Genomic DNA, 23373 nt, shown 5'->3' on the forward strand with positions numbered 1-23373 from the left:
GCCGAGCCCCTTTCCGCTGCCGCCTGTGCAGGCACGAGTCGTCGGCTGTCCCGGCCTACGTGCAGACCTTGCCGTCCTTCGGCACTGTTCCGTCCAGCAGATACGCGTTCACCGTCGAGTCGACACAGCTGCTGCCGCTGCCGTACGCACCATGGCCCTCGCCCTTCCAGGTGAGCATCACACCGACGCCCTCGCCCAGTTCCTCGGCCATCTTCCGCGCGCCCTCGTAGGGCGTCGCCGGGTCCCCGGTGTTGCCCACCACGAGGACGGGCGCCGCTCCCGGTGCGCTTACCTCCGGGGAGTCCGTCAGGCCCGGCACCGGCCAGTCGTGGCACCAGCCTGCCGTGTCCCAGCCCAGGAACTCGCCGAAGACGGGCGAGATCTCCAGGAACTCGGGCAGTAGCTTCTTCGTCTCCTCCGGAGTCGGCCGCTGCTTCTGGTCCAAGCACGATATGACCCGTTGTGAGTGGGTCATCGTGCCGTAGCGGCCCGACGGGTCACGATCGTTGTACCCGTCGGCGAGCGCGAGCAGCTCGGTGCCGTCGCCATCCTCGGCCGCGTCGAGCGCGCTGGTCAGAGTGGGCCAGCTCTGCTCGCTGTAGAGCGGCAGGACGATACCGGTGGTCGCCAGTGTCTGGGTGAGCTCGCGGCCGGACGTCGTCGTCAGCGGCTCGGCGTCGATCCGCTCCAGCAGGTCCTCGATCTTCCGGGTGCCGTCCTTGGGGGCCTGTCCCGTGGACTTCAGGTAGTTGTCGAGGGCGCGCTGGAAGCCCAGGGTCTGGTTCTTCGCGTGGCCCACCGTGTCGGCGGTCGGGTCGACCACCGCGTCGAGGACCAGGCGTCCCACGTTCCTGGGGAACAGGTGCGCGTAGACCCCGCCGAGCTCGGTGCCGTAGGAGATGCCGAAGTAGTGCATCTTCTCGTCGCCGAGGACCTGGCGCATGAGGTCCATGTCGCGGGCGGTCTCGGTGGTCGAGACGTGCGACAACAGCTTGCCCGCGGCCTTCTCGCAGCCCGCGCCGAAGTCGGTCGCGTCCTTGAAGAAGGCCGTTTCCTCGGTCGCGTCGTCCGGTGTGGCGTCCACCGACTCGCCCGCCTGGATCTCCTTGTCGCTGCGGCAGCGGACCCCCTCGCTCTCGGCCACCCCACGCGGATCCCAGCTCACCAGGTCGTACCGCTCGTGCAGTTCGCTGGTGAGTCCCGCATAAGACGGCAGCATGGACACGCCGGAGCCGCCGGGCCCGCCGAAGTTGAACAGGAGGGAGCCGCGACGTTCGTCGGCGTCGCCGGCCGCCTTGCTGCGGATCAGCGCGAGCCCGATTGTCCCTTCGTCCGGGTTCGCGTAGTCCAGCGGCACCTTCAGCGTCGTGCACTGCCAGTCGCTGCCCGGTGCCGGACCGTCCGAAGTCGCCTTGCAGCGCCCCCAGTCGAGCTTCTGGGGCGCCGGTGCGGAGGCCGAGGCCTTTCCGTCGCCCGCTTTTTCATCCGGCCCTTCGTCCGTGCCGCCGCTACAGCCGACCAGCAGCACGGCAGCGGCCAGAGTCGCCCCCCGTGGAAAACGCGCCATGAACACTTCCCCCTCTCGCGATAACGCCCGCCGGATGTCCCGAATGGCAGTCATGCCATGGTATGCGGACTTCCGTGCATGCCGAGATTACCTGTGGATAACGCTCTGACCTGCATATTTACGAGCAGACGGTGCCGGATTTCGGCACCTTGCCCGTCAGTAGGTAACCGTCCACGGCTGTCTGTACGCACGCATTACCGCTGCTGTACGCGCCATGCCCCTGTCCCTTGTATGTCAGCCCGATCCCGACCCCCCTCCCGAGCGCCTCGACCATCTTCCGCGCGCCCTCGTACGGTGTGGCCGGGTCACCCGTGTTGCCGATCACGAGGATCGGCGCCGAGCCCGGAGCGCGTACATCGGGATGGTCGGCCGCGCCGGCGACGGCCCAGTTGGTGCAGCTGAGCATGGACCAGGCGAGCCATTCGCCGAAGACGGGCGAGGTTGCCCGGAACTCGGCCAGCCTCGCCTCCACGTCCTCGGTGGTGTAGCGCGGCTTGTCGTCCGCGCAGTTGATGGAGACGTTCGCCGCGGTGAGGTTGCTGTACTCGCCGTTCTCGCTGCGCCCGTTCAACGAGTCGGACAGCAGCATCAGCACTCGGCCGTCCCCGTCGTACGCCTGCTCCAGGCCCTCCGTCAGGTACTGCCAGAGGTCCTGGGAGTACAGTGCCTGGGCGATACCGGCCCTCGCCTCCGACTCGGTCAGATCGCGGGGGAAGACTCCGGTGATCGGCTTGCTGTCGAGGTCGCTGAGCAGCTTGATGATCCGGTCCTCGACGTCCTGCTCCGTGTCGCCGACCGGGCAGTCCTCCGCCTTCGACACGCAGTCCCGTGCATAGTTGTCGAGCGCCAGCTGGAATCCCTCGGCCTGTCCGAGCGAGCCCTGCTCCGCCGTCTGGGTCGGGTCGACGACCGCGTCGAACACGGCCCGTCCGACGTTCTTGGGGAACAGGTGGGCGTAGACGCCGCCGAGTTCGGTGCCGTACGAGATGCCGAAGTAGTGGAGTCTGCCGTCGCCGAGGACCCGGCGCATGAGGTCCATGTCGCGGGCCGCGTCCGTGGTGCGGACGTACGGGAGGGTCTGGCCGGAGTTCTCCTCGCAGGCGGAGTTGAACGACTTCATGTTGTCGAGGAAGTCCGTCCGCTCGGTCGCGTCGTCCGGGGTCCCGTCCTGCTGGAAGTACTCGTCGAGTGCCTCGTCGTCCTCGCACTGGATGCCCGCGCTGCGGCCGACGCCACGCGGGTCGAAGCTCACCAGGTCGTAGCGGGTGCGCAGTTTCGCGTAGTCCTCGCCGAAAGAGGGGAGCGTCTTGACGCCCGAGAGGCCGGGGCCGCCGAAGTTGAAGACGAGCGAGCCGATGCGCTGACTCCTGATGCCGCTGGACTTGGCCCGGATCAGCGAGATGGGGACGGTGTCGCCCTCGGGCTCGTCCCAGTCGAGGGCAGCCTTCATGGTCGCGCACTGCCAGAGGTCGCCGTCCGGCAGTGCCGAAGGCGCGGTGCCGCCGCCCTCGGACTCGGACGGGGCCTCGCAGGTCTCCCAGCTCAGCTTCTGAGCCGTCAGGTCCCCGTCGTCGCCCTTGGCGTCGTCGCCGCAGCTCGCCGCCGACAGGGACAGCAGGACGGCGACGGCAGCCACGGCGAATGCACGCGGTCGGGGCGAGGTGGGCATGCACCCATCCTGGAGGTGCCCGGGACGATGCGCTCGGGGCACGGGCCGTGCGGGTGAGACACGGGGATGTGCCGCCACGCGCGTAGGCCGCGTGAGCCCGGAGGGGAGACCCACGCGCGCGTGGCCCCGCCTAGAGCGCGCCCTTTCGTGACAGCTGGTTGAAGGCCAGCCACCCCGGCAGCACGGGCAGCCACAGGGTCAGCAGGCGGAACAGCAGCACCGCGGGGGCGGCGACCTCCTTGGGGAGGCCGACGGCGATCAGACCGACCGTCAGGGTGGCCTCGACGGCGCCCACACCGCCCGGGGTCGGCGCCGCGGAACCCAGGGCGTTGCCCGCGAGGAAGACGACGGCGACGCTGGCGATGCTGATCGACACGTCCTCGTTGCCGAAGGCGCGGATCGAGGCGTCCAGGCACATCACGAAGCAGCCGGTGAGGAGCAGCATGCCGCCGATGCCGGTGACCAGCTTCTGCGGCCGCTGCAGCACGTCGAGCATGCGCGGCACGACACCGGCGAAGAGCGACCGCACGCGGGTGACGACGAATTTACGCAGGAACGGGATCGACGTCACCACCAGGACGAGCACCGCGACCGTCAACAGGCCCGCGATGACGGTGCGGGACGGCGACAGGGACGGCGTCTTCTCGATGCCGGTCAGATAGCCGAAGGCGAGCAGCATGAGGATGTGGCAGCCGAGCCCGAAGAGCTGCGACGCGCCGACACTCGCCACCGCGAGTCCCGGCCGCACGCCCGCGCGCTGCAGGAAGCGTGTGTTGAGTGCCACACCGCCCACTGCGGCCGGTGCCACGATCTTGACGAACGAGCCGGCGACCTGCGCCCCGATCGTCCGCAGGAACGGCACCCGCTCCGGTACGAAGCCCAGCAGGCTCATCGCCGCCGCGACGTAGCTCAGTGCGGAGAAGAACACGGCCGCGGCGACCCAGCCCCACTCGGCGTTCTCGATGAGCAGCCCGAACTCGATGTGGGTGAGCTGGGTCAGCAGGAAGTACGCGCCGATCGCGCCGGCGAAGACACTGATCAGTGTGCGCGGCTTGACCCGCTCCAGCCGGGCCGGTTCGACCGGTGCCTGGGGCCTGATCAGCAGTACCTGGTGGCGGATCTGGGTGAGCAGGTCTTCCTCGCGGGCTTCCTCCAGGGCCTCGTCGATCGCCCGCTTCTCGGCCCGCTGCTCGGCCCGTACGGCCTTCTTGTCGGCCTTGCCGGGCTCGGCGACCCTGGTGTGCTCCTCCGTGCGGGCCTGTTTGGCCAGGTGGGACGCCTCCAGGACCGCCTCGCGCTCACGTTCGGCGCGCTCCCGGGCCAGTCTGCGCAGGGTCGCGCGCGTGGAGCGTGAAAGAGCGATGGGCTGCAGCATCGGCAGGCAGTCGGCCACAGCGTCCGGGCCGAGCACGCTCACCGCCGAGGCCACCGCGCGTTCGGCGCCCACACGCAGGCCCAGCGTCGTCAGCAGCTGGGAGACGTCCATGCGCAGCACCAGGTCACCGGCCGCGATCTCGCCGACGCGCAGATCGGTCAGGATCACCGTGCCGGAACGATCCACCAGAATCGCGTCGCCCACCAGCCTGCGGTGCGCGATGCGCCGCGACTGCAGTGCCTTCACCTGGTGCCAGGTGTCCGACATCAGCTCGTCGGTGACCTCGTCGTCCGTCAGGGAGTCCAGGGTGCGTCCGCCGGTGTGCTCGTAGACGAGCATCACGGCGTCCGGTCCGAGTTCGGAGGTCGCGATCAGCTTGGGCGCGTTGGCGCCGGCCGCGATGGCCGCGTAGGCGAGGAGGGCCTCCTGCTCCAGTGCCTGGCGCAGTGACTGGAGGCTGCGGCGGGTGGTGATGCCGCGCAGCGTCAGCCGCCGCCAGACGCGGTAGAAGAAGCCCTGTGCCTGTTGCTCCCGGTCGACGACGGTGACGTCCAGGGGTGGTCCGTCCTCCAGTGTCACGAAGTACCGGCGACCCCGGTCCCCGCCCTCCGCCGTGTCCGGAATCTCCTCACGGGCCGCACTCACGGGCTTGAAACCGACCCGCCGGAGGCCGGCCATCAGAGTCCGGCCGGTCGGACGTACGTTCGGGGAGCCGACCGCGTACAGCGTCCCGTAGGCGACCGTCCAGCCGATCAGTACCGTCAGGATGATCGAGAAGGGTGTCGTGTAGCCGGTGACCAGCATCGAGAAGGCGTCCAGCAGCAGCACGATCCACAGCACGGCCCGCCAGCGCGGTCTGCGCGACATACCGACGGCGGTCATGTACGCGATGACCGGGGCCAGATAGCCGTGCACGGGGTCGGTGAGGGCGTGGATGTCGCCGGGGGAGGGCTGGGTGAGGGCCTCCTGGATCGAGTCCGGGGCGGCCCTGGCGACCCACAGATCCGTCGCCAGCGTCACCCCGTGCGCCAGGACCGCCGCGAGCACGCCGTCGGCGATGCGCAGCCCGTCCCGCTTGATCAGCCGCTCGATAGCGAAGGCGACCGGCACCAGCAGGATCGCGATGCTCGACCCGAGTCCCGCGAGCTTGATCAGGAGATCGGGCGCCTGCCCCGTGCCCTTGTTGATGTCCTGTTCGAGCCCGGAGGTGGTGCCGTGGGCGAACGCGGCGATCGCCAGCAGGACGATGATCCCGAGGATGCCGACCGACAGCCGCATGAGGTCGGAGGGACGGTGCACGCGCGCGGGGAGCAACGGTTCGTCGCCCTCCACCTCCTCGGCGTGGGCGTCCTCCAGGTCCTCCTCGTCCCGCTTGACCTGCTCGACCTGCTGATTCTCGTTCTCGTGCGTCTTGGAGGCGTCTGTTTCGTCCGAGGAGGTGGTGCCGGGGGTCTTCTTCGAGACGTTCTCGGTGCCCTTGTCGCCTTCCTCGGCGGCGTCAGGGCGCGACGAGGCGTCAGAGGTGCCCGCCGCGTCATCGGGGTGCACGCTCTGCTGCTTCATCGTCTCTTCTTGGTCTCGTATCACCAGTCACCGCCCGCACGATGGTGGCATGCCGGGTGGGCACACAGGGGCATCAGGGTGCAATGCGGGGGCGCACAGTCTGCCCGAAGACCGCTCCCGGGGCGAGGGACGCACGCGTCGGCCACCACGTCCCATTGTCGGTGGGGTGGGGCAGGATGGGGCGGGTGAGCGAGGAGAGTCTTCCGGCGGATGCCCTGCCGGAGTACGCGGAGCGGGTCCTCGAGGTCACCGACCTGATCCCGCCAGGCCGGGTCATGACGTACGGGGACGTTGCCGAATGGCTGGGGGAGGGCGGCCCGCGCCAGGTGGGCCGCGTGATGGCCCTCTACGGGGGCCCGGTTCCGTGGTGGCGGGTCGTCCGCGCAGACGGCGTCATGCTGCCCGGCCACGAACTGAGAGCCCTGGACCGCTACCGCGCGGAGGGGACCCCCCTGCGCGAGGCGAGCCGCACCACCGAGGGCCATGTGCCGCGCGTCGACATGAAACGGGCGCGCTGGGACGGCGGCGAACACGCGGAGGGTCACACCTGACAGCTTCGGGCATTCGACGGACCGCGGTGCGACCCCTGGTCCGTACGGGGGAAGCGGGGCACGTCGGTGGCATGCCGTACGTTCGTGGAGCGAGGGACGCATGTGCCGCGCGAGTCGGGAGGGAACAAGAGGAAGCCCTGCTTCCGTGCCACCCGTCGGCGTAGCGTCGGCTGCACGTGTCCCTCTCACCCCGCGGCCACCGCCTTCGATGAGCGGCGGGCCTCGCACCCGTTTCCCGACCACCACCTCTCGACGCCGGCGCACCGCGTCGGCAGTGACATCTCGCACACCCACCAGGACCGGCGAACCACGTGAGCTCCTCTTTCTCCACCAGGCGCCTGTCGCACACCCAGGTGCGCCAGGGGAGCCGTGGCGCTTACCGACTGGTGCGTACCCCACCGGCCCGGACCGACCCCCCTCGTCTGGACGCCGAGCAGCGCGGCGTGGTTGACCACGAGACCGGTCCCCTGCTCGTTCTCGCAGGTCCGGGAACCGGCAAGACGACCACGCTCGTCGAGTCCGTGGCAGCCCGCGTCGCCCGGGGGGCGAACCCCGCGCGCGTGCTGGTCCTGACCTTCAGCCGCAAGGCGGCCGTGGAGCTGCGCGACCGCATGGCGCTGCGCATGGGCGCCGCGCGCGCCCCACAGGCGACCACCTTCCACTCGTTCTGTTACGCCCTGGTCCGCGCCCACCAGGACAGCGACCTGTTCGTCGAACCACTGCGGCTGCTGTCCGGCCCCGAACAGGACGTGGCCGTCCGTGAACTGCTCGCGGGCCAGCCCGACCTGGAGCGCCTGGGTCTCGCACATGTGCGCTGGCCGGACGAACTGCGTGCCTGCCTGACCACGCGCGGGTTCGCCGACGAGGTCCGCGCGGTCCTCGCCCGCAGCCGCGAACTGGGCCTGGCCCCCGAGGACCTGCGGGCCTTCGCCGCGCGCATCGGCCGCCCGGACTGGCTCGCGGCCTCCGCCTTCCTCGCCGAGTACCTCGACGTCCTCGACCTGCAAGGAGTGCTCGACTACGCGGAACTGGTCCACCGGGCCGTGCTCCTGGCCGGCCGCCCCGGCGTCGCAGAGCGCCTGGCCGCGCAGTACGACGCGGTCTACGTCGACGAGTACCAGGACACGGACCCCGCCCAGGTACGGCTCCTGAGGGCGCTCGCGGGCGGCGGCCGCACCCTGGTGGCGTTCGGCGACCCCGACCAGTCGATCTACACCTTCCGTGGCGCCGACGTGAACGGCATCCTGGAGTTCCCGGCGGCCTTCCCGCGCGCGGACGGCCACCAGGCGCCGGTCGCGGTCCTCAGGAACTCCCGCCGCTCGAGAGCGGACCTGCTCGCCGCCACCCGTCTGCTCACCCAGCGCATGCCGCTCACCCGCCTCCCCGCGGAGAAGGTACGGGCCCACCGTGAGCTCAGGCCCGTACGGGACGGGGGGCGCGTCGAGGTCTGCACGTACCCGACACCGGGCACCGAACTGGACAACATCGCGGACGTCCTGCGCCGGGCCCACCTGGAGGACGGCGTCCCCTGGAGCGAGATGGCCGTCCTGGTGCGCGCCGGCGCTCGCACGATCCCCTCGATCCGGCGCGCCCTCACCGCAGCGGGCGTTCCCCTGGAGATCGACGGCGACGACCTGCCCCTGCGCCACGAACCGGCCGTACAGCCCCTCCTGACGGCGTTGCGGGCGGTGGCACGGGCGGAGCTGGGAGAAGCGGCGCAGGCGGCTTCGGCCGAGCAGTCCGAACGCCCGTCCGACGCATCCGAATCGCAGCCCTGCTGGCTGGACACCGAGACGGCTCTCAACCTCCTCGCCTCCCCCCTCGCGGGCATGGACACCGCCGATCTGCGGCGCCTCGGCCGCGCGTTGCGCGAGGAGGAGCGGGCCGGCGGCAACCCCGTACCGCCCCCCTCGGACGAACTGCTGGCACGCGCGCTGGCGGAGCCGGAGCGGCTGGTGGCGCACGACCCGGTGTACGCGCGGGGCGCGCAACGCCTGGGCGCGCTGCTGCGAAAGGCCCGAGAACGCCTCGCGGGCGGCGGTACGGCCGAGGAGGCGCTGTGGGAGCTGTGGGACGGCACGCCGTGGCCCAGGCGCCTGGAGCGGGCCGCCCGGCGTGGTGGCGCGGCCGGGCGCAACGCGGACCGTGACCTCGACGCCGTGTGCGCGCTGTTCGCCACGGCGGCGCGTGCGGAAGAGCGCACCGGCGGCCTCGGCGCCCTCAACTTCCTGGCCGAGATCGAGGCCGAGGACATCGCCGCCGACACACTCACCGGACGGGCCGTCCGCCCCGACGCCGTACGCCTGATGACCGCGCACCGCTCCAAGGGCCTCCAATGGCGCCTGGTCGTCGTCGCCGGCGTCCAGGAGGGCCTGTGGCCTGACCTGCGCCGTCGCGGCTCGCTCCTGGAGGCCGACCGCATCGGCCGCGACGGCCTCGCCGAACCGCTCACCCCGGGCGCGCTGCTCGCGGAGGAACGCCGCCTGTTCTACGTGGCCGCCACGCGCGCGCGTGAACGCCTCGTCGTCACCGCCGTGAAGGCCCCCGCCGACGACGGCGACCAGCCCTCCCGCTTCCTCGCCGAACTGGGCGTCGAGCCCAAGGACGTCACCGGCCGCCCCCGCCGCCCGCTGTCCGTGGCCGCCCTCGTCGCCGAACTGCGTGCCACCACGGTGGACCCGCGCGTGTCGGACACCCTCCGCGAGGCCGCCGCCCTGCGTCTGGCCAGGCTGGCCGCGCTGAGCGACGAGGACGGCCGCCCGCTCGTGCCGTCGGCGCACCCGTACCGCTGGTGGGGCATGTTCGAGCCCACCGAGAGCAAGGTGCCGCTCAGGAACCGCGACCAGCCCGTCGTGCTGTCCGGCAGCGCCCTCGACCAGCTCGCCAACACCTGCGCCCTGCAGTGGTTCCTGGGCCGTGAGGTGAAGGCCGACGCGCCCGCGACCGCGGCCCAGGGCTTCGGCAACGTCGTGCACGTCCTCGCCGACGAGGTCGCCTCCGGACGCACCCCCGCCGACCTCGACGTCCTCATGGAGCGCCTCGACTCCGTGTGGAACGCCCTCGCCTTCGACGCGCCCTGGAAGTCGGAGCAGGAGAAGCAGCACGCGCGCGTGGCGCTCGAACGCTTCCTGAAGTGGCATGTCATGGACCGCACGGGGCGCGCCCCGGTGGCCAGTGAGCACGACTTCGACGTCACCCTCGAAGCGGGCGACTACGAGGTGCGCATCAGGGGCTCCATGGACCGGGTCGAGGCCGACACCGAGGGCCGCGCGTACGTCGTCGACTTCAAAACGGGCAAGCAGACCGTGAGTGCCGGAGAGGTGACCCGCCACCCTCAGCTCGCCGTGTACCAGCTCGCGGTCCGCGAGGGGGCCGTCGACGAGCCCTTCGGCGGCGTACGTCCCGAACCGGGCGGCGCCGAACTCGTCCAGTTGCGGCAGGGCGCCGCCAAGAAGAACGGCGGCGAGACCGTCCCCAAGGTGCAGGCCCAGGAACCCTTGCAGGGTGAATGGGTCGGAGACCTCCTTGCCACAGCCGCGGGCAAGGTTCTGGACGAGCGTTTCTCCCCGACCGCGGGACAACACTGCGCACACTGCGCTTTCCGGGCATCTTGCAGTGCCCGCCCGGAGGGCCGTCACGTGGTCGAGTGACACCGCCCGCAGGGTCACCCGGCATCCGCTGTCAGTGGCCGGCGCTAGCCTCTCTGGAATGTCCGCCCGTATCAGCGATCCCGAGCAGCTCAAGGAGCTCCTCGGCATCCCGTTCACCCCGGAGCAGACGGCCTGCATCATCGCGCCGCCCGCCCCGCAGGTGATCGTGGCCGGAGCCGGGTCGGGCAAGACCACGGTGATGGCCGCGCGCGTGGTGTGGCTGGTCGGCACCGGACAGGTGGCCCCCGAACAGGTGCTCGGCCTGACATTCACCAACAAGGCGGCGGGCGAACTCGCCGAGCGCGTACGCAAGGCCCTGGTGAAGGCGGGCATCACCGACCCGGACGTGATCGACCCGGACAACCCGCCGGGCGAGCCGGTCATCTCCACGTACCACGCCTTCGCGGGCCGCCTCCTGACCGACCACGGCCTGCGCATCGGCCTGGAACCCACATCCCGGCTCCTCGCCGACGCCACCCGCTACCAGCTCGCCGCGCGCGTCCTCCGGGAGTCCCCGGGCCCGTACCCGGCACTGACCCGCTCCTTCCCGGACCTGGTCAGCGACCTCCTGACCCTCGACTCCGAACTCGCCGAACACCTCGTACGACCCGAGGACCTGCGCGCGTACGACGCCGACCTGCTGCGCGAACTGGAGGGCGCCAAGCTCACCAACGCGGACCTCCGCAAGGTCCCCGAGGCGGCCGCCGCCCGGCGTGAACTCACCGAGCTGGTGGGCCGCTACCGAGCGGCCAAGCGCGAGCGGGACCTCCTCGACTTCGGCGACCAGATCGCCCTGTCCGCCGGCCTCGCCCGGCTCCCCGAGGTGGGGCGCGTCCTGCGGGACGAGTTCCGGGTGGTCCTGCTCGACGAGTACCAGGACACCTCGGTGGCCCAACGCGTTTTGCTGGCAGGCCTGTTCGGCGGCGGCACCGGCCACCCCGTGACCGCCGTCGGCGACCCCTGCCAGGCCATCTACGGCTGGCGTGGCGCCTCCGTAGCCAACCTCGACGACTTCCCCGAGCACTTCGCAAATTCCGACGGCCGCCCCGCGACCCGCCAGGCGCTCAGTGAGAACCGCCGCAGCGGGGGCCGCCTCCTCGACCTCGCCAATTGCCTCGCCGAGCCCCTGCGGGCCATGCACGCGGGCGTGGAGGCACTCCGGCCGGCCCCCGGCGCCGAACGCGACGGCATGGTCCGCTGCGCCCTGCTGAACACCCACGCGGAGGAGCTCGACTGGATCGCCGACTCGATCGCCCACCTCGTGCGCACCGGCAAGGAACCCGGCGAGATCGCGGTCCTGTGCCGCACGGCCACCGACTTCGCCGAGATCCAGGGCGCGCTCGTCGCCCGTGACATCCCGGTCGAGGTCGTCGGCCTCTCCGGACTGCTCCACCTCCCTGAGGTCGCCGACCTCGTCGCCGTCTGCGAAGTCCTCCAGGACCCCGGCGCCAACGCCTCCCTCGTCCGCCTCCTGACCGGCCCGCGCTGGCGGATCGGCCCGCGCGACCTCGCCCTCCTGGGGCGCCGGGCCAGGTTGCTCGTGTCCCACGCGCGCGTGGACGGCGACGACGACCCGGACCGCCGGCTCGCTGCCGCCGTCGAGGGCGTCGACCCGTCCGAGGTGATCTCATTGGCGGACGCGCTGGACACGTTCCTGGAGCTGCCGCTCGACGCCGAGGGGGAGGACGACGGGTTGCCGTTCTCGCCGGACGCGCGCGTACGGTTCGCCCGTCTCGCCGCCGAACTGCGCGACCTGCGCCGCTCGCTCGCCGACCCGCTCATGGACGTCCTCCACCGGGTGCTCGCCGTCACCGGCCTGGAAGTGGAACTCTCCGCGTCCCCGCACGCGCTCGCCGCCCGCCGCCGCGAGACCCTGTCCAACTTCCTGGACACCGCCGCCTCCTTCGCCGCCAACAGCGCCGGCGAGGCCAGCCTGCTCGCCTTCCTCGGCTTCCTGCGTACGGCCGCCCAGTACGAGAAGGGCCTCGACAACGCCCTGCCGGGCGGCGAGAACACCGTCAAGGTGCTCACCGCCCACAAGTCCAAGGGCCTGGAATGGGACGTCGTCGCCGTCCCCGGCCTGGTCACCGGCACCTTCCCCAGCACCCAGGGCCGCGAGAAGTGGACCGCCCAGGGCAAGGTCCTGCCGCACGAACTGCGCGGCGACGCCGACACCCTCCCCGACGTCGAAGCCTGGGACTCGCGCGGCCTGAAGGCCTTCCAGGAGGCCATGAAGGACCACCAGCACACCGAGGAGCTCCGCCTCGGCTACGTCACGTTCACCCGCCCCCGCTCCCTGCTCCTCGGATCCGGCCACTGGTGGGGCCCGTCCCAGAAGCGCCCGCGCGGACCGTCCGACTTCCTCAAGGCCCTCTACGACCACTGCGCCGCCGGATACGGCGAGATCGAGGTCTGGGCCGCCGAACCCGAGGAGGACGCCGAGAACCCCGCCCTCCACGAGACGGCAGCCGACCACGCCTGGCCCCTCCCGCTCGACGACACGGCTCTGATGCGCCGTCGCGCCGCCGCCGAGACCGTACTGGCCCACCTGGAGAGAGCCGCCTCCCACGAGGACACGCATCCGGGCGCCGCCCACGACCGGAGCCCTCACTCCCACGACGATCCGGACTGGCCACCTCCGCCGGACGACGAAGAAGCCCTCTACGAGGACGACGACTTCCCGGACGGCGCCCCCTACGCCGATGACGGCTTCCCGGCGGACATCTCCGAGGGCCTCCACGACGAGGACACCGGCGACTGGGAATCCTGGTCGCCGGACCGCCCCGCACGGGCTGCCCACGCGCGGGGGGACCACCCCGCACAGGACGAGCGCACGCCTGCCGTGCCGCACGCCCGCAGGCATCCCGCCGCGTCCGGCCTCACCCCCGAGGAAGCCCGCAGCGTCGCCTCATGGGACCGCGACCTGGACGCCCTCACCGGAGAGCTCATGCGGGCCCGCGCGAAGGTCACCGACGTACCCCTGCCGGCGTCGCTGACCGCTTCGCAGCTGATGCGTCTGGCCGCCGATCCGGACGGCTTCGCGCAGGAGCTCGCGCGCCCCATGCCACGCCCCCCGCAGCCCGCGGCACGTCGCGGCACCCGTTTCCACGCCTGGGTCGAGGCCCGCTTCGAAGAGCTGCGGCTGCCCATGCTGGAGCCCGAGGACCTGCCCGGCAGCGAGGCCGAGATCGCCGACGAGCTGGATTTGGAGGCCCTCAAAGAGGCCTTCGAACGCACCCCGTACGCGCACCGCACGCCGCATCGCGTCGAGGCACCCTTCCAGCTCGGCATCGCCGGACGTGTCGTACGCGGCCGTATCGACGCCGTCTACCGGGAGAGCGACGGCGACGGGACGACGACGTACGAGATCGTCGACTGGAAGACCAGCCGTACCCGCACCGCCGACCCGCTGCAGCTCGCCATCTACCGGCTCGCCTGGTCCGAGCAGCAGGGTGTGCCCCTGGAGTCGGTCGGGGCGGCCTTCCTGTACGTCCGTACCGGGGACGTCGTACGGCCCGAGAACCTCCCAGGCCGGGACGTGCTGGAGCGGCTCCTCCTGAAGCAGCCCGGCGCCGACGGGGGATCGGACTCGAACGCGGAGGGGCCGGAGTCGTCGGCGGACGGGTCGGGGGCGTTCACGGACGAACCGCCGGACGAGCATGTCGGTGCGGGCCGATAGGCTCGTGAGCATGAGCCAGCCCGTTGACAGCGACGTCAGCGTCGTCCGTACGTACATAGAGAACCACCGTGCCGCCTTCCTCGACGACCTCGTGGAATGGCTGCGCATCCCGTCGGTGTCGGCCCAGCCCGAGCACGCGACGGACGTACGACGCAGCGCCGACTGGCTGGCCGCCAAGCTCGACGAGACCGGCTTTCCCACCACCGAGGTCTGGGAGACGCCGGGTGCCCCCGCCGTCTTCGCGGAATGGCCCTCCGCGGACGCCGACGCCCCCACGGTCCTGGTCTACGGGCACCACGACGTGCAGCCCGCGGCCCTTGCGGACGGCTGGGACACCGAGCCGTTCGAGCCGGTGATCCGCGGAAACCGCCTCCACGCGCGCGGGGCGGCCGACGACAAGGGGCAGGTGTTCTTCCACACACTCGGTGTCCGCGCCCACCTTGTCGCCGCCGGCCGCACCACCCCCGCCGTCCACCTGAAGATGCTGATCGAGGGCGAGGAGGAGTCCGGCTCCCCGCACTTCCGTGCCCTCGTCGAGGAGCGCGCCGAGCGGCTCGCCGCCGACGTGGTCGTCGTCTCCGACACCGGCATGTGGGCCGAGGACACCCCCACCGTGTGCACCGGCATGCGCGGCCTCGCCGAGTGCGAGATCCAGCTGCACGGCCCCGACCAGGACATCCACTCCGGCTCCTTCGGCGGCGCCGTACCGAACCCGGCCACCGCGGTCGCCCGCCTCGTCGCCGCCCTGCACGACGAGCACGCGCGAGTGGCGATCCCCGGCTTCTACGACGGCATCGTCGAACTCACCGACCGCGAGCGCGAACTCTTCGCCGAACTGCCCTTCGACGAGGAGCGGTGGCTGCGCACGGCCAGGTCCACGGTGACGCACGGCGAAGCCGGACACACCACCCTGGAGCGCGTCTGGGCCCGCCCGACCGCCGAGGTCAACGGCATCGGCGGCGGCTACCAGGGCGCGGGCAGCAAGACGATCATCCCGTCCTCGGCCATGGTGAAGCTGTCCTTCCGCCTGGTCGCCGGACAGGACCCGGACCACATCCAGAAGGCTGTCACCGCCTGGGCCGCCGAGCGGATCCCCACCGGGATCCGCCACGAGATCACGTTCACCGGGTCCACCCGCCCCTGCCTGACACCTCTGGACCACCCGGCCCTGCGCTCGGTCGTGCGGGCCATGGGCCGCGCCTTCCAACAACCGGTCCGCTACACGCGCGAGGGCGGCTCCGGCCCCGCCGCCGACCTCCAGGAAATCCTCGACGCACCTGTGCTCTTCCTGGGCATCTCCGTCCCCTCCGACGGCTGGCACGCCCCCAACGAGAAGGTCGAGCTCGATCTGCTTCTCAAAGGCGTCGAGACCAGCGCGTACCTCTGGGGCGAACTGGCCCGAAGCTCCCGCGAGGCACACTGAAGAAGGCCCCGCACGCCCCAGCGCACCCGCCCGCGGCACGCCCCGCCGAACCGCCCGCCCAATCAACCGTTTCACCGGGGGAGTTGGAAGCACCCGTGACCACCTGGACCGACCACACCGCCGACCGACCCATCGCGCTCACCGCCCCCAGCGGCATCGACCGGGCCGCCCACCACCGGCTCGACGAGGCCTGGCTCGCTGCGGCGTGGAGCCACCCCACGACCCGCTGCTTCGTGGTCTCCGGCGGCCAGGTCCTCATCGACGAGACCTCGGACGGCACCACCGAACTCGTCATGATCCCCTCCTTCGAGGCCCCGCTCACCGAGGCGCACCGCTACTTCCTGGGTACCGACGCCGACGGTGTGAGCTATTTCGCACTCCAGAAGGACGCGCTCCCCGGCCGCATGGACCAGTCCGCGCGTCCGGCCGGACTGCGCGAGGCGGGCATGCTGCTGTCGCCGCGCGACACGGGCCTGATGGTGCACGCGGTCGGCCTGGAGAACTGGCAGCGCACCCACCGCTTCTGCTCGCGCTGCGGCGAGCGCACGGTCATCGCTGCGGCCGGCCACATCCGCCGTTGCCAGGCCTGCGGTGCTGAGCACTACCCACGCACCGACCCGGCGGTGATCATGGCGGTCACGGACGACGAGGACCGCATTCTGCTCGGCCGCCAGGTGCACTGGCCCGAGGGGCGCTTCTCCACCCTGGCGGGCTTCGTGGAGCCCGGTGAGTCCATCGAGCAGTCCGTGCGGCGCGAGGTCCACGAGGAGGTCGGCATCACCGTCGGCCAGGTCGAGTACATCGCCAGCCAGCCCTGGCCCTTCCCCTCCAGCCTCATGCTGGGCTTCATGGCCCGAGCCACCTCGACCACCGTGGACGTCGACGGCGACGAGATCCACGAGGCCCGCTGGTTCTCCCGAGAAGAGCTGCGGGCCGCGTTCGAGTCCGGGGAGGTCCTGCCTCCCTACGGCATCTCGATCGCGGCCCGGCTGATCGAACTCTGGTACGGCAAGCCCCTGCCGACGCGAAGTCACATCGGCTAGGACTCGTCCGCGGTTACGCGCCGATCTTCTGCTTGACCTGCGCCAGCGAGGGGTTCGTGAGCGTCGAACCGTCCGGGAAGAGGACGGTGGGCACGGTCTGTAGACTTCCCGCTACGTGAGGGCGGCCAGGGAGGGCCGCCCCTTGTGGGGGAGGGAAGAGCGTGAGCGAGAAGCCCAGGGCTCTTGGCGTGGTCCGTCTGTCCGTCGGCAACGAGAACCAGACGGGGGAGGAGACGCAACGCACCCGCATCAGCAAGCGTGCGGACGCGGAGGAAATGGAGTTGGTCGACTTCGCCGTCGACATCGACGTGTCGGCGTCCATCTCGCCGTGGGTACGCCCGTCCCTGGGCGACTGGCTCAACAACAAGAAGGACCAGTTCGACCACATCATCATCCTGAAGATCGACCGCATCGCGCGGTCGGTCCGCCACCTCTCGGACATCATCGAGTGGTGCGAGGCGAACGGTAAGGGTTTGATCTCCTGCGAAGAGGGGTTCGACCTCTCGAAGCCGTGGGGCAAGACCATTGCCAAGATCCTTGCCGTGGTCGCGGAAGCGGAGCTGGACGCCATCAAGGCCCGTAACAAGGCGTCTCGGGAGACGATGCGGAAGACCGGCCGGTGGCCGGGGGGCCTTGTCCCGTTCGGACGCAGAGCGGTGAAGGGCGATGGGGGCTTCACTCTGGAACTCGACTCCGAGTACGGCCCGACGCTGATCGAGATGATCCGGCGCTTCATCGAGAAGCCGAGCTTCTCGGCCGTCGCGGACTGGCTGAACGAGCAAGGCGTACCCACGGCTCAGGACATCGCTCGTATCCGCGCGGCGGCAGGCGAGAGCACAACTCGACTGGCGGACCCGAAGCCCCGGGGAGCCAGGTGGACGCCGACCACAGTGCAAGCCGTACTGACCAGCCGCTCTCTGCTTGGGGAGTACGTACGTGCCAATGATGCCGTTGTCCGTAACGACGACGGCTCACCCGTCACGCGCTCTGAGCCGGTACTCAACGAGGAGGAGTGGGCGAAGCTGTCGGACGCCGTCGCCTCGGTCAAGTACAAGAAGCAGAAGGGCTCTACGTCGCCGACGGTGGGCGTGACGTTCTGCCTGTTGTGCGGAAGCGCCCTCTACTTCGTGAAGGGCGACCCGGCCAAGGGCAAGCGCGAGCGGTACCGCTGTCACGGCAACAAGAGCAAGGGCATCCAGGCATGCCCGAAGCAGAGGTTCTGGGCCGAAGACCTGTACCCCTGGCTGGAGTCGACCCTGTTGGGCGAGATCGGCCACTTGGAACGGATGGAGTCGAGGACGACCATCGACGACAGCCGTGCAGCGAAGCTCGCCGTGATCGACGGCAGGATGAACCAGCTCCTGAAGGAACTTCAGCAGGGCGAGATCAGCGCCGTCGCGTACGGCTCGCAAGTCGCCAGCCTTGCCCAGGACCGGGAGAAGGTCACCAGCCAGGAGGGGCCGAAGCCGGTGACCGTATGGACGGGTACGGGCGAGGGCTACGCGGAGTGGTGGGAGCGGTCGAGCGTCGACGAACGGCGCGAGTGGCTGAAGAAGCACAAGGTCAAGGCGTACTTCGGACATGACGTCCTGGCCATCGATCCCGGCGACCTGATCGAGAACATCAAGCAGCAGGGCATCACGTACTGGGATGTGCCCTCCAAGTCTTCTCAGGTGCTCTCACCGATCACGCCGATCTCCTTGCACGGAAAGCCGTACGAGAAGCCGAAGCCGCTTACGGGTGTGGAGTGGGAGATCGTCAGCCGCTGGGAGGACTTCGAAGCGGAGCGGACAGCACAGCGGGCGAATGGCCAGGAGGAAGCCCAGGGAGCAGGGGAAGCCACGGTGGTACCGGCGTCCGCCTGATGCAGGATGAGCAAGCGAGGAAGGCCCCCGACTTGGGGGCCTTCTGTCGTTCCGAGTCAGAAGGGCGGCGGCTCGTGTTCTGCCTCGCGGAGCCGATGGGCCGAGTTGTCGTAGTCGAAGTCGGCTGGCATGGGAGCTGTGTACGACTCGCCGAACCACTTCCGGCGGCGCTCCTCTTGCTTGACCGTCGCCAGGTCTACGAAGGACAAGGTGGGGGCCGAAGGCCCCCCAAGGGAGTCAGCCCCTTCGTCTTCCTTCTGGGGGCCGCTTACGCGGCCCACCTTCGCCGGCTGCTTGCGCTCTTCGTCTTCGCCCTGTCGGCCCCCTGCGGGGGGCCGCTCTCCGCCTACCCGCTTGCTCTTCGCCGCTGGCTCCTCTCTCCTACCGCCGTCGCTCTTGAAGGTATGTAGGTTGTATGGCTCCTCAGCCATACCCCCCTGCTTCGGCAAGGTGAGTCGGTAGATCACTGGACCATCCGGCACCTTGCCGGTCTTCGTGAGCCAGCCAGCCTTACGTAGCCTGCCCACGATCTTGTTGACCGTCTGCTCTGGAGCCTTCCCGCCGTAGCCGAGTTCCCTGGCGATCGTCCCGTTCGACGGGCACACGCTCTCGCCTGTCTCGGAGTCCGCGTACAACGCCATGGCGACGCCGACCAACTTCTCTGCGTGCTTCATGTTCGAGCGCACCAGCGCACGACGCCATACGTGTTCCTGTATCTCGGGCTTCCCTTCTCCGAAGACTCAACAAGGACTCCAAAATCTACAGGTCTCCAGAGACAAAAGCGCAGGTCATCGCATGTGAGGCGCCTCTCAGGCGGACCCCAGAACCGTGGCAGGATTTGGGCCGCCAAGACACGGCGGTCGAGCAAGGCCCCTTCAAGGGGGCATACCCCACCCCCTTCCGCCGTTGCCTCTCACGTCGCCCCTGCCCCCCTCCGCCGTCGACAGGCTGAGCCAGGGCGAGCGAGGCGGGCGAGAGCACAAGGGCAGGCAGGCATGCGCACGACCGTGGCGCAGCGTGACCAGTAACGGGCGTCTCGAAAACCAAGGTTTGTGAGACGAGACGGGATGCACCCCGGAAGGGGGCGCAGCACTGTTCAATACCCGTCTCGAAACTTCCGTCTCAGGCTTAACGTATTGAGACGAGTTCTGAGACAGTCCCGGCCATGACGACGAACACGATCACTGGCCAGCTCATCGGGTACGCCCGCGTCTCCACCGATGACCAGGAAGCGCAGTTGCAGCACGACGCACTGACGGCCGCCGGGTGCGCCCGGATCTTCGAAGACAAGGCCAGCGGGAAGAACACCAACAGGCCAGAGCTCACGGCTGCACTGGACTACGCCAGACCCGGCGACACCCTGTGCGTGTGGAAGCTCGACCGCTTCGCCCGGTCCCTCATCGACCTTGTGACCATGGTCGACACCCTTCGAGAGCGGGGCATCGGGTTCAAGGTGCTCACGGGTGCACTGGCCAACATCGACTCCGGCACGGCCGATGGCCGTCTCATGCTTCAGGTGGTCGGAGCCATGGCGGAGTTCGAGCGCAGCCTCATCAAGGAGCGCACCCGCGCAGGACTCGACGCAGCCAAGGCGCAGGGGCGTACAGGCGGACGGCCGTCCGTCGTCGATGAGGACGTGCTCACCGTGGCCCGCGCCAGGAAGGCGAAGGGCGAGAGTGTGAGCGCCATCGCCAAGGCTCTCGGGATCTCCCGCGCCACCCTCTACCGCCACCTTGGCGAGAGCGCCTGAGACAGGCGCACTGGTGTTCACCGAGCCCTGAGCGCGTGCCATCGAGGGTTGAGCGCCTCCGGTGTCCTACCAGCCCATGTCCCTGGCTACCTCCTCCTGGGCTGCGGCGATCTCTTCCTCGGTGGACTCAATGACGTCCACCTCCTCCAAGCGTGCCAGCAGGTCTGCGAGAGCCTGCTTCTGAGCCGGATGCGTGATCGGTACGGCGTTCAGGTCGGTGCTCATCAGCCAGTCGAACAGCACGATGGCATCGGAGCGCCACAGGCGGAGATCGACGGTCGGCGTGGACCCCCATGGGAAACCCGTTTCCATACAGCCATCATGGCAAGTCGGCGGCATCCGAAAGACAGGCCCTCGGCATACGCCGGGGGCCGCTGTCATGCACGGGTGTCTGACGCCGTCCGACAGGCGTAACGATGCCCGCCCCTGCCGACCACGGGGGGAGCCGACAGGGGCAGGCACAGGGGTGCAGGTCGCTCGAACTGCTCCCCCTTCCGGCGGCGCACCTCGGTCGTGGTGCTCGCCGTCCCTCAGCGCGCCGGGCGTCTGTCACTCACTCTTCCCGGACCACCATCGCGAACGACGTGCAGATCCGTCGGAAGCTTTTGTGTCCGCTCCGGCCTGTGTGGCTCATGCACTCCACGTCGACCGCCGCGCCGTCCGTGGCAGGCGTGGCCGTCCACTCGCAGTGAAGGCACTCCGCTTCGAAGGTCACGTCAGTGTCCGGGTGCTGCGTGATCCGATGCTTCACGTACCGCAGGACGGAGCGCACCATCACTCGGCCCCGTGGCTTTCCCGCAGGTGCGTACGGAGTACGACGTTCGCATCTGACGCCTTCGAGTAGTCCCCAACCGATCGGGCGTTGGTTCGAGTCACCGCGATACCGAGGCACTCGCGGCAGCCTGCCACGGGGTCCGGCTCCCGGGCTGGAGCTGTCAGGTGCACTGGCTCCGCCATCGTCGTCTTCGGTGTGCTCATCCTGTACGGCCTCCCCGCCTGGATCTCGCTGCGATCCATCCTTGGGGCTCCAGCGAAGCGGCCCTACGTTCTTTCCTGTTGAGGCAAGAACTCGTCTCGGATGCTCTCAACCAGGGCGCGCATGTCATCGCTGAAGAGCGCCACGTCGGCGAACCGCTCGAAGGTGTCGACGTACGTCTGTATGTCCCTGGGGTCCCGTGTCGTGATCTCTGAGTGGAAGGTCTCGACGATCACAAGCCGGTCATCGTGGATGCTGAAGCACGTCATGGGGAAGTCCGGCATCCGACCAGTCAGGGGCGCCACCCCAACGGTCACGTTGGGAAGGCGGGACAGGGACACGAGCCGATCAAGTTGTACCGCCATCACGACTGGCTCACAGATCAGCCACCGTAGGACGTGCTCACAGATCACGAAGTAGAACGACCGGCCGTCTTCGTAGAGCGTCGCCTGCCGTTCCATCCTCGCTGCCACCGTCCGAGCCCTGGTCTCGTCCGGCAAAGCTGGGGGCAGGGAGAACACCGCCGTGGCGTACTCCGGTGTCTGGAGGAGTCCGGGGATGAGTTGCCCCTGAAACAGCCTGAGAGCGGCTGTGTTGGCCTCGATGGCCTTGATGGTGTTCTGGTGCTTCCAGGGGCCCATACGGCGCAGCAGGCGCCACGCTGTGGCCTCGGTGACCTCGGCTCGGGCAGTTGCGAGGAACTGTTCCTTCACTGCGTCCGAGACGCCGAGCGCGGACAGGATCAGGTCGACGTCCTGAACGGTGGGCAGGGTCCGGCCGTTCTCGATCTTCGAGAGCTTCCCTGCGGACATGGATGCCCTGCGGGCTACCGCGTCACCGGTCAGTCCCGATGCTTCCCGCAGTGCCCGCAGGGCTCTCCCGATCGACTCCGTGGTCAGTGATGCCGCTCCCGGTAGGCCGCGAACGGCACGGCGCGGGTGAGCGCCAGGTCGCGGTAACCCTGGTACTCCCTCAGCCGGTCGGTAGGCAGGAGTTCACCGCCGATGAACTTGCCCTCGGGGGTGTAGTGCATGCGGTACACGTCACGGTCGTCGAAGAGCCAGAAGTCGTGATCGGGCAGGCCGGTCACCTTCTGCTCGGCAAGGTCGATGATCCCGATGGACTCCCCGGCCTTGATGTTGCCGGGGTAAGCCGACAGCTCGTAACGCAGGTAGTCAGTCAGAGGGGAGCGCAGGACATGAACGCGGGACACGCTCTTGCCCTTGTCGGTCATCGAGCGCACCCATGGGTTGTCGCTCCACTCCGGGCCCATGTCCTCACTCGCGAGGAACCGAGCGATCTCCTCCCGCTCCTCCTCCACGTCATACACGTCGAGCGTCTCCAGCCGGAACGCGGTCCGCTCGAAGGTCTCGAAGAGACGGCCGAACTCCTCACCGCTGAGCACGGAAGAACTCCTCAAGTACGGTCGCCGGGACCATGACGGCCGTCTCCCCCTCGGGGAGATCGAGCTGTGCCAGCCGCTCAGGGTCGGTGATCACGTAACCCTGCACCACGTAGTCCTTGCCGTCGTCCGTACCCCACAGCGTGGGGCACGTGCCGTTCTTGCACTCCGGGTCTCCCGACAGCTTCCGCAGCGGTGCGCCCACGGCTTCCCCCTTACGTCGACAGTTCTTGTCGCGTTCGATGCTTCTGGCCTGCGCCAGCACGGTCAAGATCCCCGGCTTTCCAAAACGGGAAAGTGCCCTGAGAACACAAAACCCCCGATCAGTTCCAAGCCGATCAGGGGTTGCGTGTCGTGGCGGTCAGACGCCGAGCGCCTGCTTCACCTGGGCAAGGCTCGGGTTCGTCATCACGACCTCAGCGCCACCACTGGAGGGAACTACCTGAACCGTGGGAACCGTCTGGTTCCCGCCGTTCGCCTTCTCCACGAACGCGGCGGACTCCGGGTCGTGCTCGATGTTGATCTCGTTGTACGTGATGCCCTCGCGGTCCATCTGGCTCTTCAGCCGACGGCAGTAGCCGCACCACGTGGTGCTGTACATCGTCACAGTGCCCGCCATGTTCCTGGCGCTCCTTCACGGTCCGGGGATGCGTGGTCGCAGTGAGTGGAACGTACGCGACAGGCCCGCCATTCCCTTACGCGGGTGCCGTCCACCACCGCAGCCGGTGCTTGCGCCGCACCGGATCGCGGAGGCGCCTGCCGCATTAGGGCCTGTGTGACGTTGTGATCAGCTGGCCTTCAGGAGGTCGTTGATCCAGATCATCGAGGCACGGAGGTGGAGGCCGGCGAGGTAGCTCTCG

At 69.5% G+C, this 23373-nt stretch carries 16 protein-coding genes and 1 pseudogene; 7 read left to right on the forward strand and 10 right to left on the reverse strand.

Annotated features, from left to right (window positions below; genetic code table 11):
- Window positions 1-55 precede the first annotated feature (55 nt).
- The 3 genes from ACFU53_RS33900 to ACFU53_RS33910 form a co-directional block, all read right to left on the reverse strand.
- Window positions 56-1567, reverse strand: a complete 1512-nt coding sequence (locus ACFU53_RS33900) for an alpha/beta hydrolase (protein WP_384001164.1) — start codon at window positions 1565-1567, stop codon at window positions 56-58.
- Between the two features lie 118 nt (window positions 1568-1685).
- Window positions 1686-3236, reverse strand: a complete 1551-nt coding sequence (locus ACFU53_RS33905) for an alpha/beta hydrolase (RefSeq protein ID WP_384001167.1) — start codon at window positions 3234-3236, stop codon at window positions 1686-1688.
- Between the two features lie 130 nt (window positions 3237-3366).
- Complete coding sequence (locus ACFU53_RS33910; protein ID WP_384001170.1) at window positions 3367-6174, reverse strand: YbhN family protein; 2808 nt, start codon at window positions 6172-6174, stop codon at window positions 3367-3369.
- Window positions 6175-6359: 185 nt separating this feature from the next.
- Here ACFU53_RS33910 and ACFU53_RS33915 point away from each other — a divergent pair, with 185 nt between their 5' ends.
- The 5 genes from ACFU53_RS33915 to nudC all read left to right on the forward strand — a co-directional run bounded on the left by ACFU53_RS33915 (window position 6360) and on the right by nudC (window position 16520).
- Window positions 6360-6725 (forward strand): MGMT family protein, encoded by a 366-nt coding sequence (locus ACFU53_RS33915; protein ID WP_384001173.1) that lies wholly within the window; start codon window positions 6360-6362, stop codon window positions 6723-6725.
- Window positions 6726-7036: 311 nt separating this feature from the next.
- Window positions 7037-10375: an ATP-dependent helicase gene (locus ACFU53_RS33920; RefSeq protein WP_384001176.1), complete on the forward strand. Its 3339-nt coding sequence runs from the start codon at window positions 7037-7039 to the stop codon at window positions 10373-10375.
- A 58-nt stretch (window positions 10376-10433) separates the two neighbouring features.
- Entirely contained in the window at window positions 10434-14054 is a 3621-nt protein-coding gene (locus tag ACFU53_RS33925; protein WP_384001179.1) for a UvrD-helicase domain-containing protein, read from the forward strand.
- A 10-nt stretch (window positions 14055-14064) separates the two neighbouring features.
- Window positions 14065-15477 carry a dipeptidase gene (locus ACFU53_RS33930; RefSeq protein WP_384001182.1) on the forward strand — a complete coding sequence of 471 codons (1413 nt, stop codon included), beginning with the start codon at window positions 14065-14067 and terminating at the stop codon, window positions 15475-15477.
- A 95-nt stretch (window positions 15478-15572) separates the two neighbouring features.
- Window positions 15573-16520 carry an NAD(+) diphosphatase gene (gene nudC, locus ACFU53_RS33935; RefSeq protein ID WP_384001186.1) on the forward strand — a complete coding sequence of 316 codons (948 nt, stop codon included), beginning with the start codon at window positions 15573-15575 and terminating at the stop codon, window positions 16518-16520.
- A 13-nt stretch (window positions 16521-16533) separates the two neighbouring features.
- On the opposite strand, the pseudogene ACFU53_RS33940 reads toward nudC, so the two are convergent.
- Window positions 16534-16629 (reverse strand): annotated as a pseudogene (locus tag ACFU53_RS33940) (NrdH-redoxin); the annotation flags it as partial.
- Between the two features lie 52 nt (window positions 16630-16681).
- On the opposite strand from ACFU53_RS33940, the gene ACFU53_RS33945 reads away from it, so the two are divergent.
- Window positions 16682-18385 carry a recombinase family protein gene (locus tag ACFU53_RS33945; RefSeq protein ID WP_384001189.1) on the forward strand — a complete coding sequence of 568 codons (1704 nt, stop codon included), beginning with the start codon at window positions 16682-16684 and terminating at the stop codon, window positions 18383-18385.
- Window positions 18386-18441: 56 nt separating this feature from the next.
- On the opposite strand, the gene ACFU53_RS33950 is transcribed toward ACFU53_RS33945, so the two are convergent.
- Window positions 18442-19059 (reverse strand): hypothetical protein, encoded by a 618-nt coding sequence (locus tag ACFU53_RS33950; RefSeq protein WP_384001192.1) that lies wholly within the window; start codon window positions 19057-19059, stop codon window positions 18442-18444.
- Between the two features lie 491 nt (window positions 19060-19550).
- Between ACFU53_RS33950 and ACFU53_RS33955 the strand changes: the two genes are divergently transcribed.
- On the forward strand, window positions 19551-20135 hold the full coding sequence (locus ACFU53_RS33955; protein WP_384001195.1) for a recombinase family protein: 585 nt from the start codon (window positions 19551-19553) through the stop codon (window positions 20133-20135).
- Between the two features lie 66 nt (window positions 20136-20201).
- On the opposite strand, the gene ACFU53_RS33960 is transcribed toward ACFU53_RS33955, so the two are convergent.
- The 5 genes from ACFU53_RS33960 to ACFU53_RS33980 all read right to left on the reverse strand — a co-directional run bounded on the left by ACFU53_RS33960 (window position 20202) and on the right by ACFU53_RS33980 (window position 23132).
- Entirely contained in the window at window positions 20202-20447 is a 246-nt protein-coding gene (locus ACFU53_RS33960) for a hypothetical protein (protein ID WP_384001198.1), read from the reverse strand.
- Between the two features lie 729 nt (window positions 20448-21176).
- On the reverse strand, window positions 21177-22010 hold the full coding sequence (locus tag ACFU53_RS33965; protein WP_384001210.1) for a helix-turn-helix domain-containing protein: 834 nt from the start codon (window positions 22008-22010) through the stop codon (window positions 21177-21179).
- On the reverse strand, window positions 22007-22516 hold the full coding sequence (locus ACFU53_RS33970) for a DUF6879 family protein (protein WP_384001202.1): 510 nt from the start codon (window positions 22514-22516) through the stop codon (window positions 22007-22009). Before ACFU53_RS33970 ends, ACFU53_RS33965 begins: the two co-directional genes overlap by 4 nt.
- Window positions 22503-22718, reverse strand: coding sequence for a hypothetical protein (locus ACFU53_RS33975; protein WP_384001205.1), 216 nt, complete (start codon window positions 22716-22718; stop codon window positions 22503-22505). The genes ACFU53_RS33970 and ACFU53_RS33975 overlap by 14 nt, the downstream gene beginning before the upstream one ends.
- 156 nt (window positions 22719-22874) lie before the next feature.
- Window positions 22875-23132: a mycoredoxin gene (locus ACFU53_RS33980; protein ID WP_384001208.1), complete on the reverse strand. Its 258-nt coding sequence runs from the start codon at window positions 23130-23132 to the stop codon at window positions 22875-22877.
- Window positions 23133-23373 lie beyond the last annotated feature (241 nt).

The sequence above is a fragment of the Streptomyces sp. NPDC057474 genome (assembly GCF_042802555.1).
Lineage (GTDB): Bacteria > Actinomycetota > Actinomycetes > Streptomycetales > Streptomycetaceae > Streptomyces.

Bases quoted from the DNA above. Each gene is read 5' to 3' on its own strand.
- ACFU53_RS33955 (WP_384001195.1), top strand. From the start codon at position 19,551: ATGACGACGAACACGATCACTGGCCAGCTCATCGGGTACGCCCGCGTC.
- ACFU53_RS33960 (WP_384001198.1), bottom strand. From the start codon at position 20,447: ATGGAAACGGGTTTCCCATGGGGGTCCACGCCGACCGTCGATCTCCGC.
- ACFU53_RS33980 (WP_384001208.1), bottom strand. From the start codon at position 23,132: ATGGCGGGCACTGTGACGATGTACAGCACCACGTGGTGCGGCTACTGC.
- ACFU53_RS33910 (WP_384001170.1), bottom strand. From the start codon at position 6,174: ATGAAGCAGCAGAGCGTGCACCCCGATGACGCGGCGGGCACCTCTGAC.
- ACFU53_RS33925 (WP_384001179.1), top strand. From the start codon at position 10,434: ATGTCCGCCCGTATCAGCGATCCCGAGCAGCTCAAGGAGCTCCTCGGC.
- ACFU53_RS33900 (WP_384001164.1), bottom strand. From the start codon at position 1,567: ATGGCGCGTTTTCCACGGGGGGCGACTCTGGCCGCTGCCGTGCTGCTG.
- ACFU53_RS33950 (WP_384001192.1), bottom strand. From the start codon at position 19,059: ATGAAGCACGCAGAGAAGTTGGTCGGCGTCGCCATGGCGTTGTACGCG.
- ACFU53_RS33930 (WP_384001182.1), top strand. From the start codon at position 14,065: ATGAGCCAGCCCGTTGACAGCGACGTCAGCGTCGTCCGTACGTACATA.
- ACFU53_RS33905 (WP_384001167.1), bottom strand. From the start codon at position 3,236: ATGCCCACCTCGCCCCGACCGCGTGCATTCGCCGTGGCTGCCGTCGCC.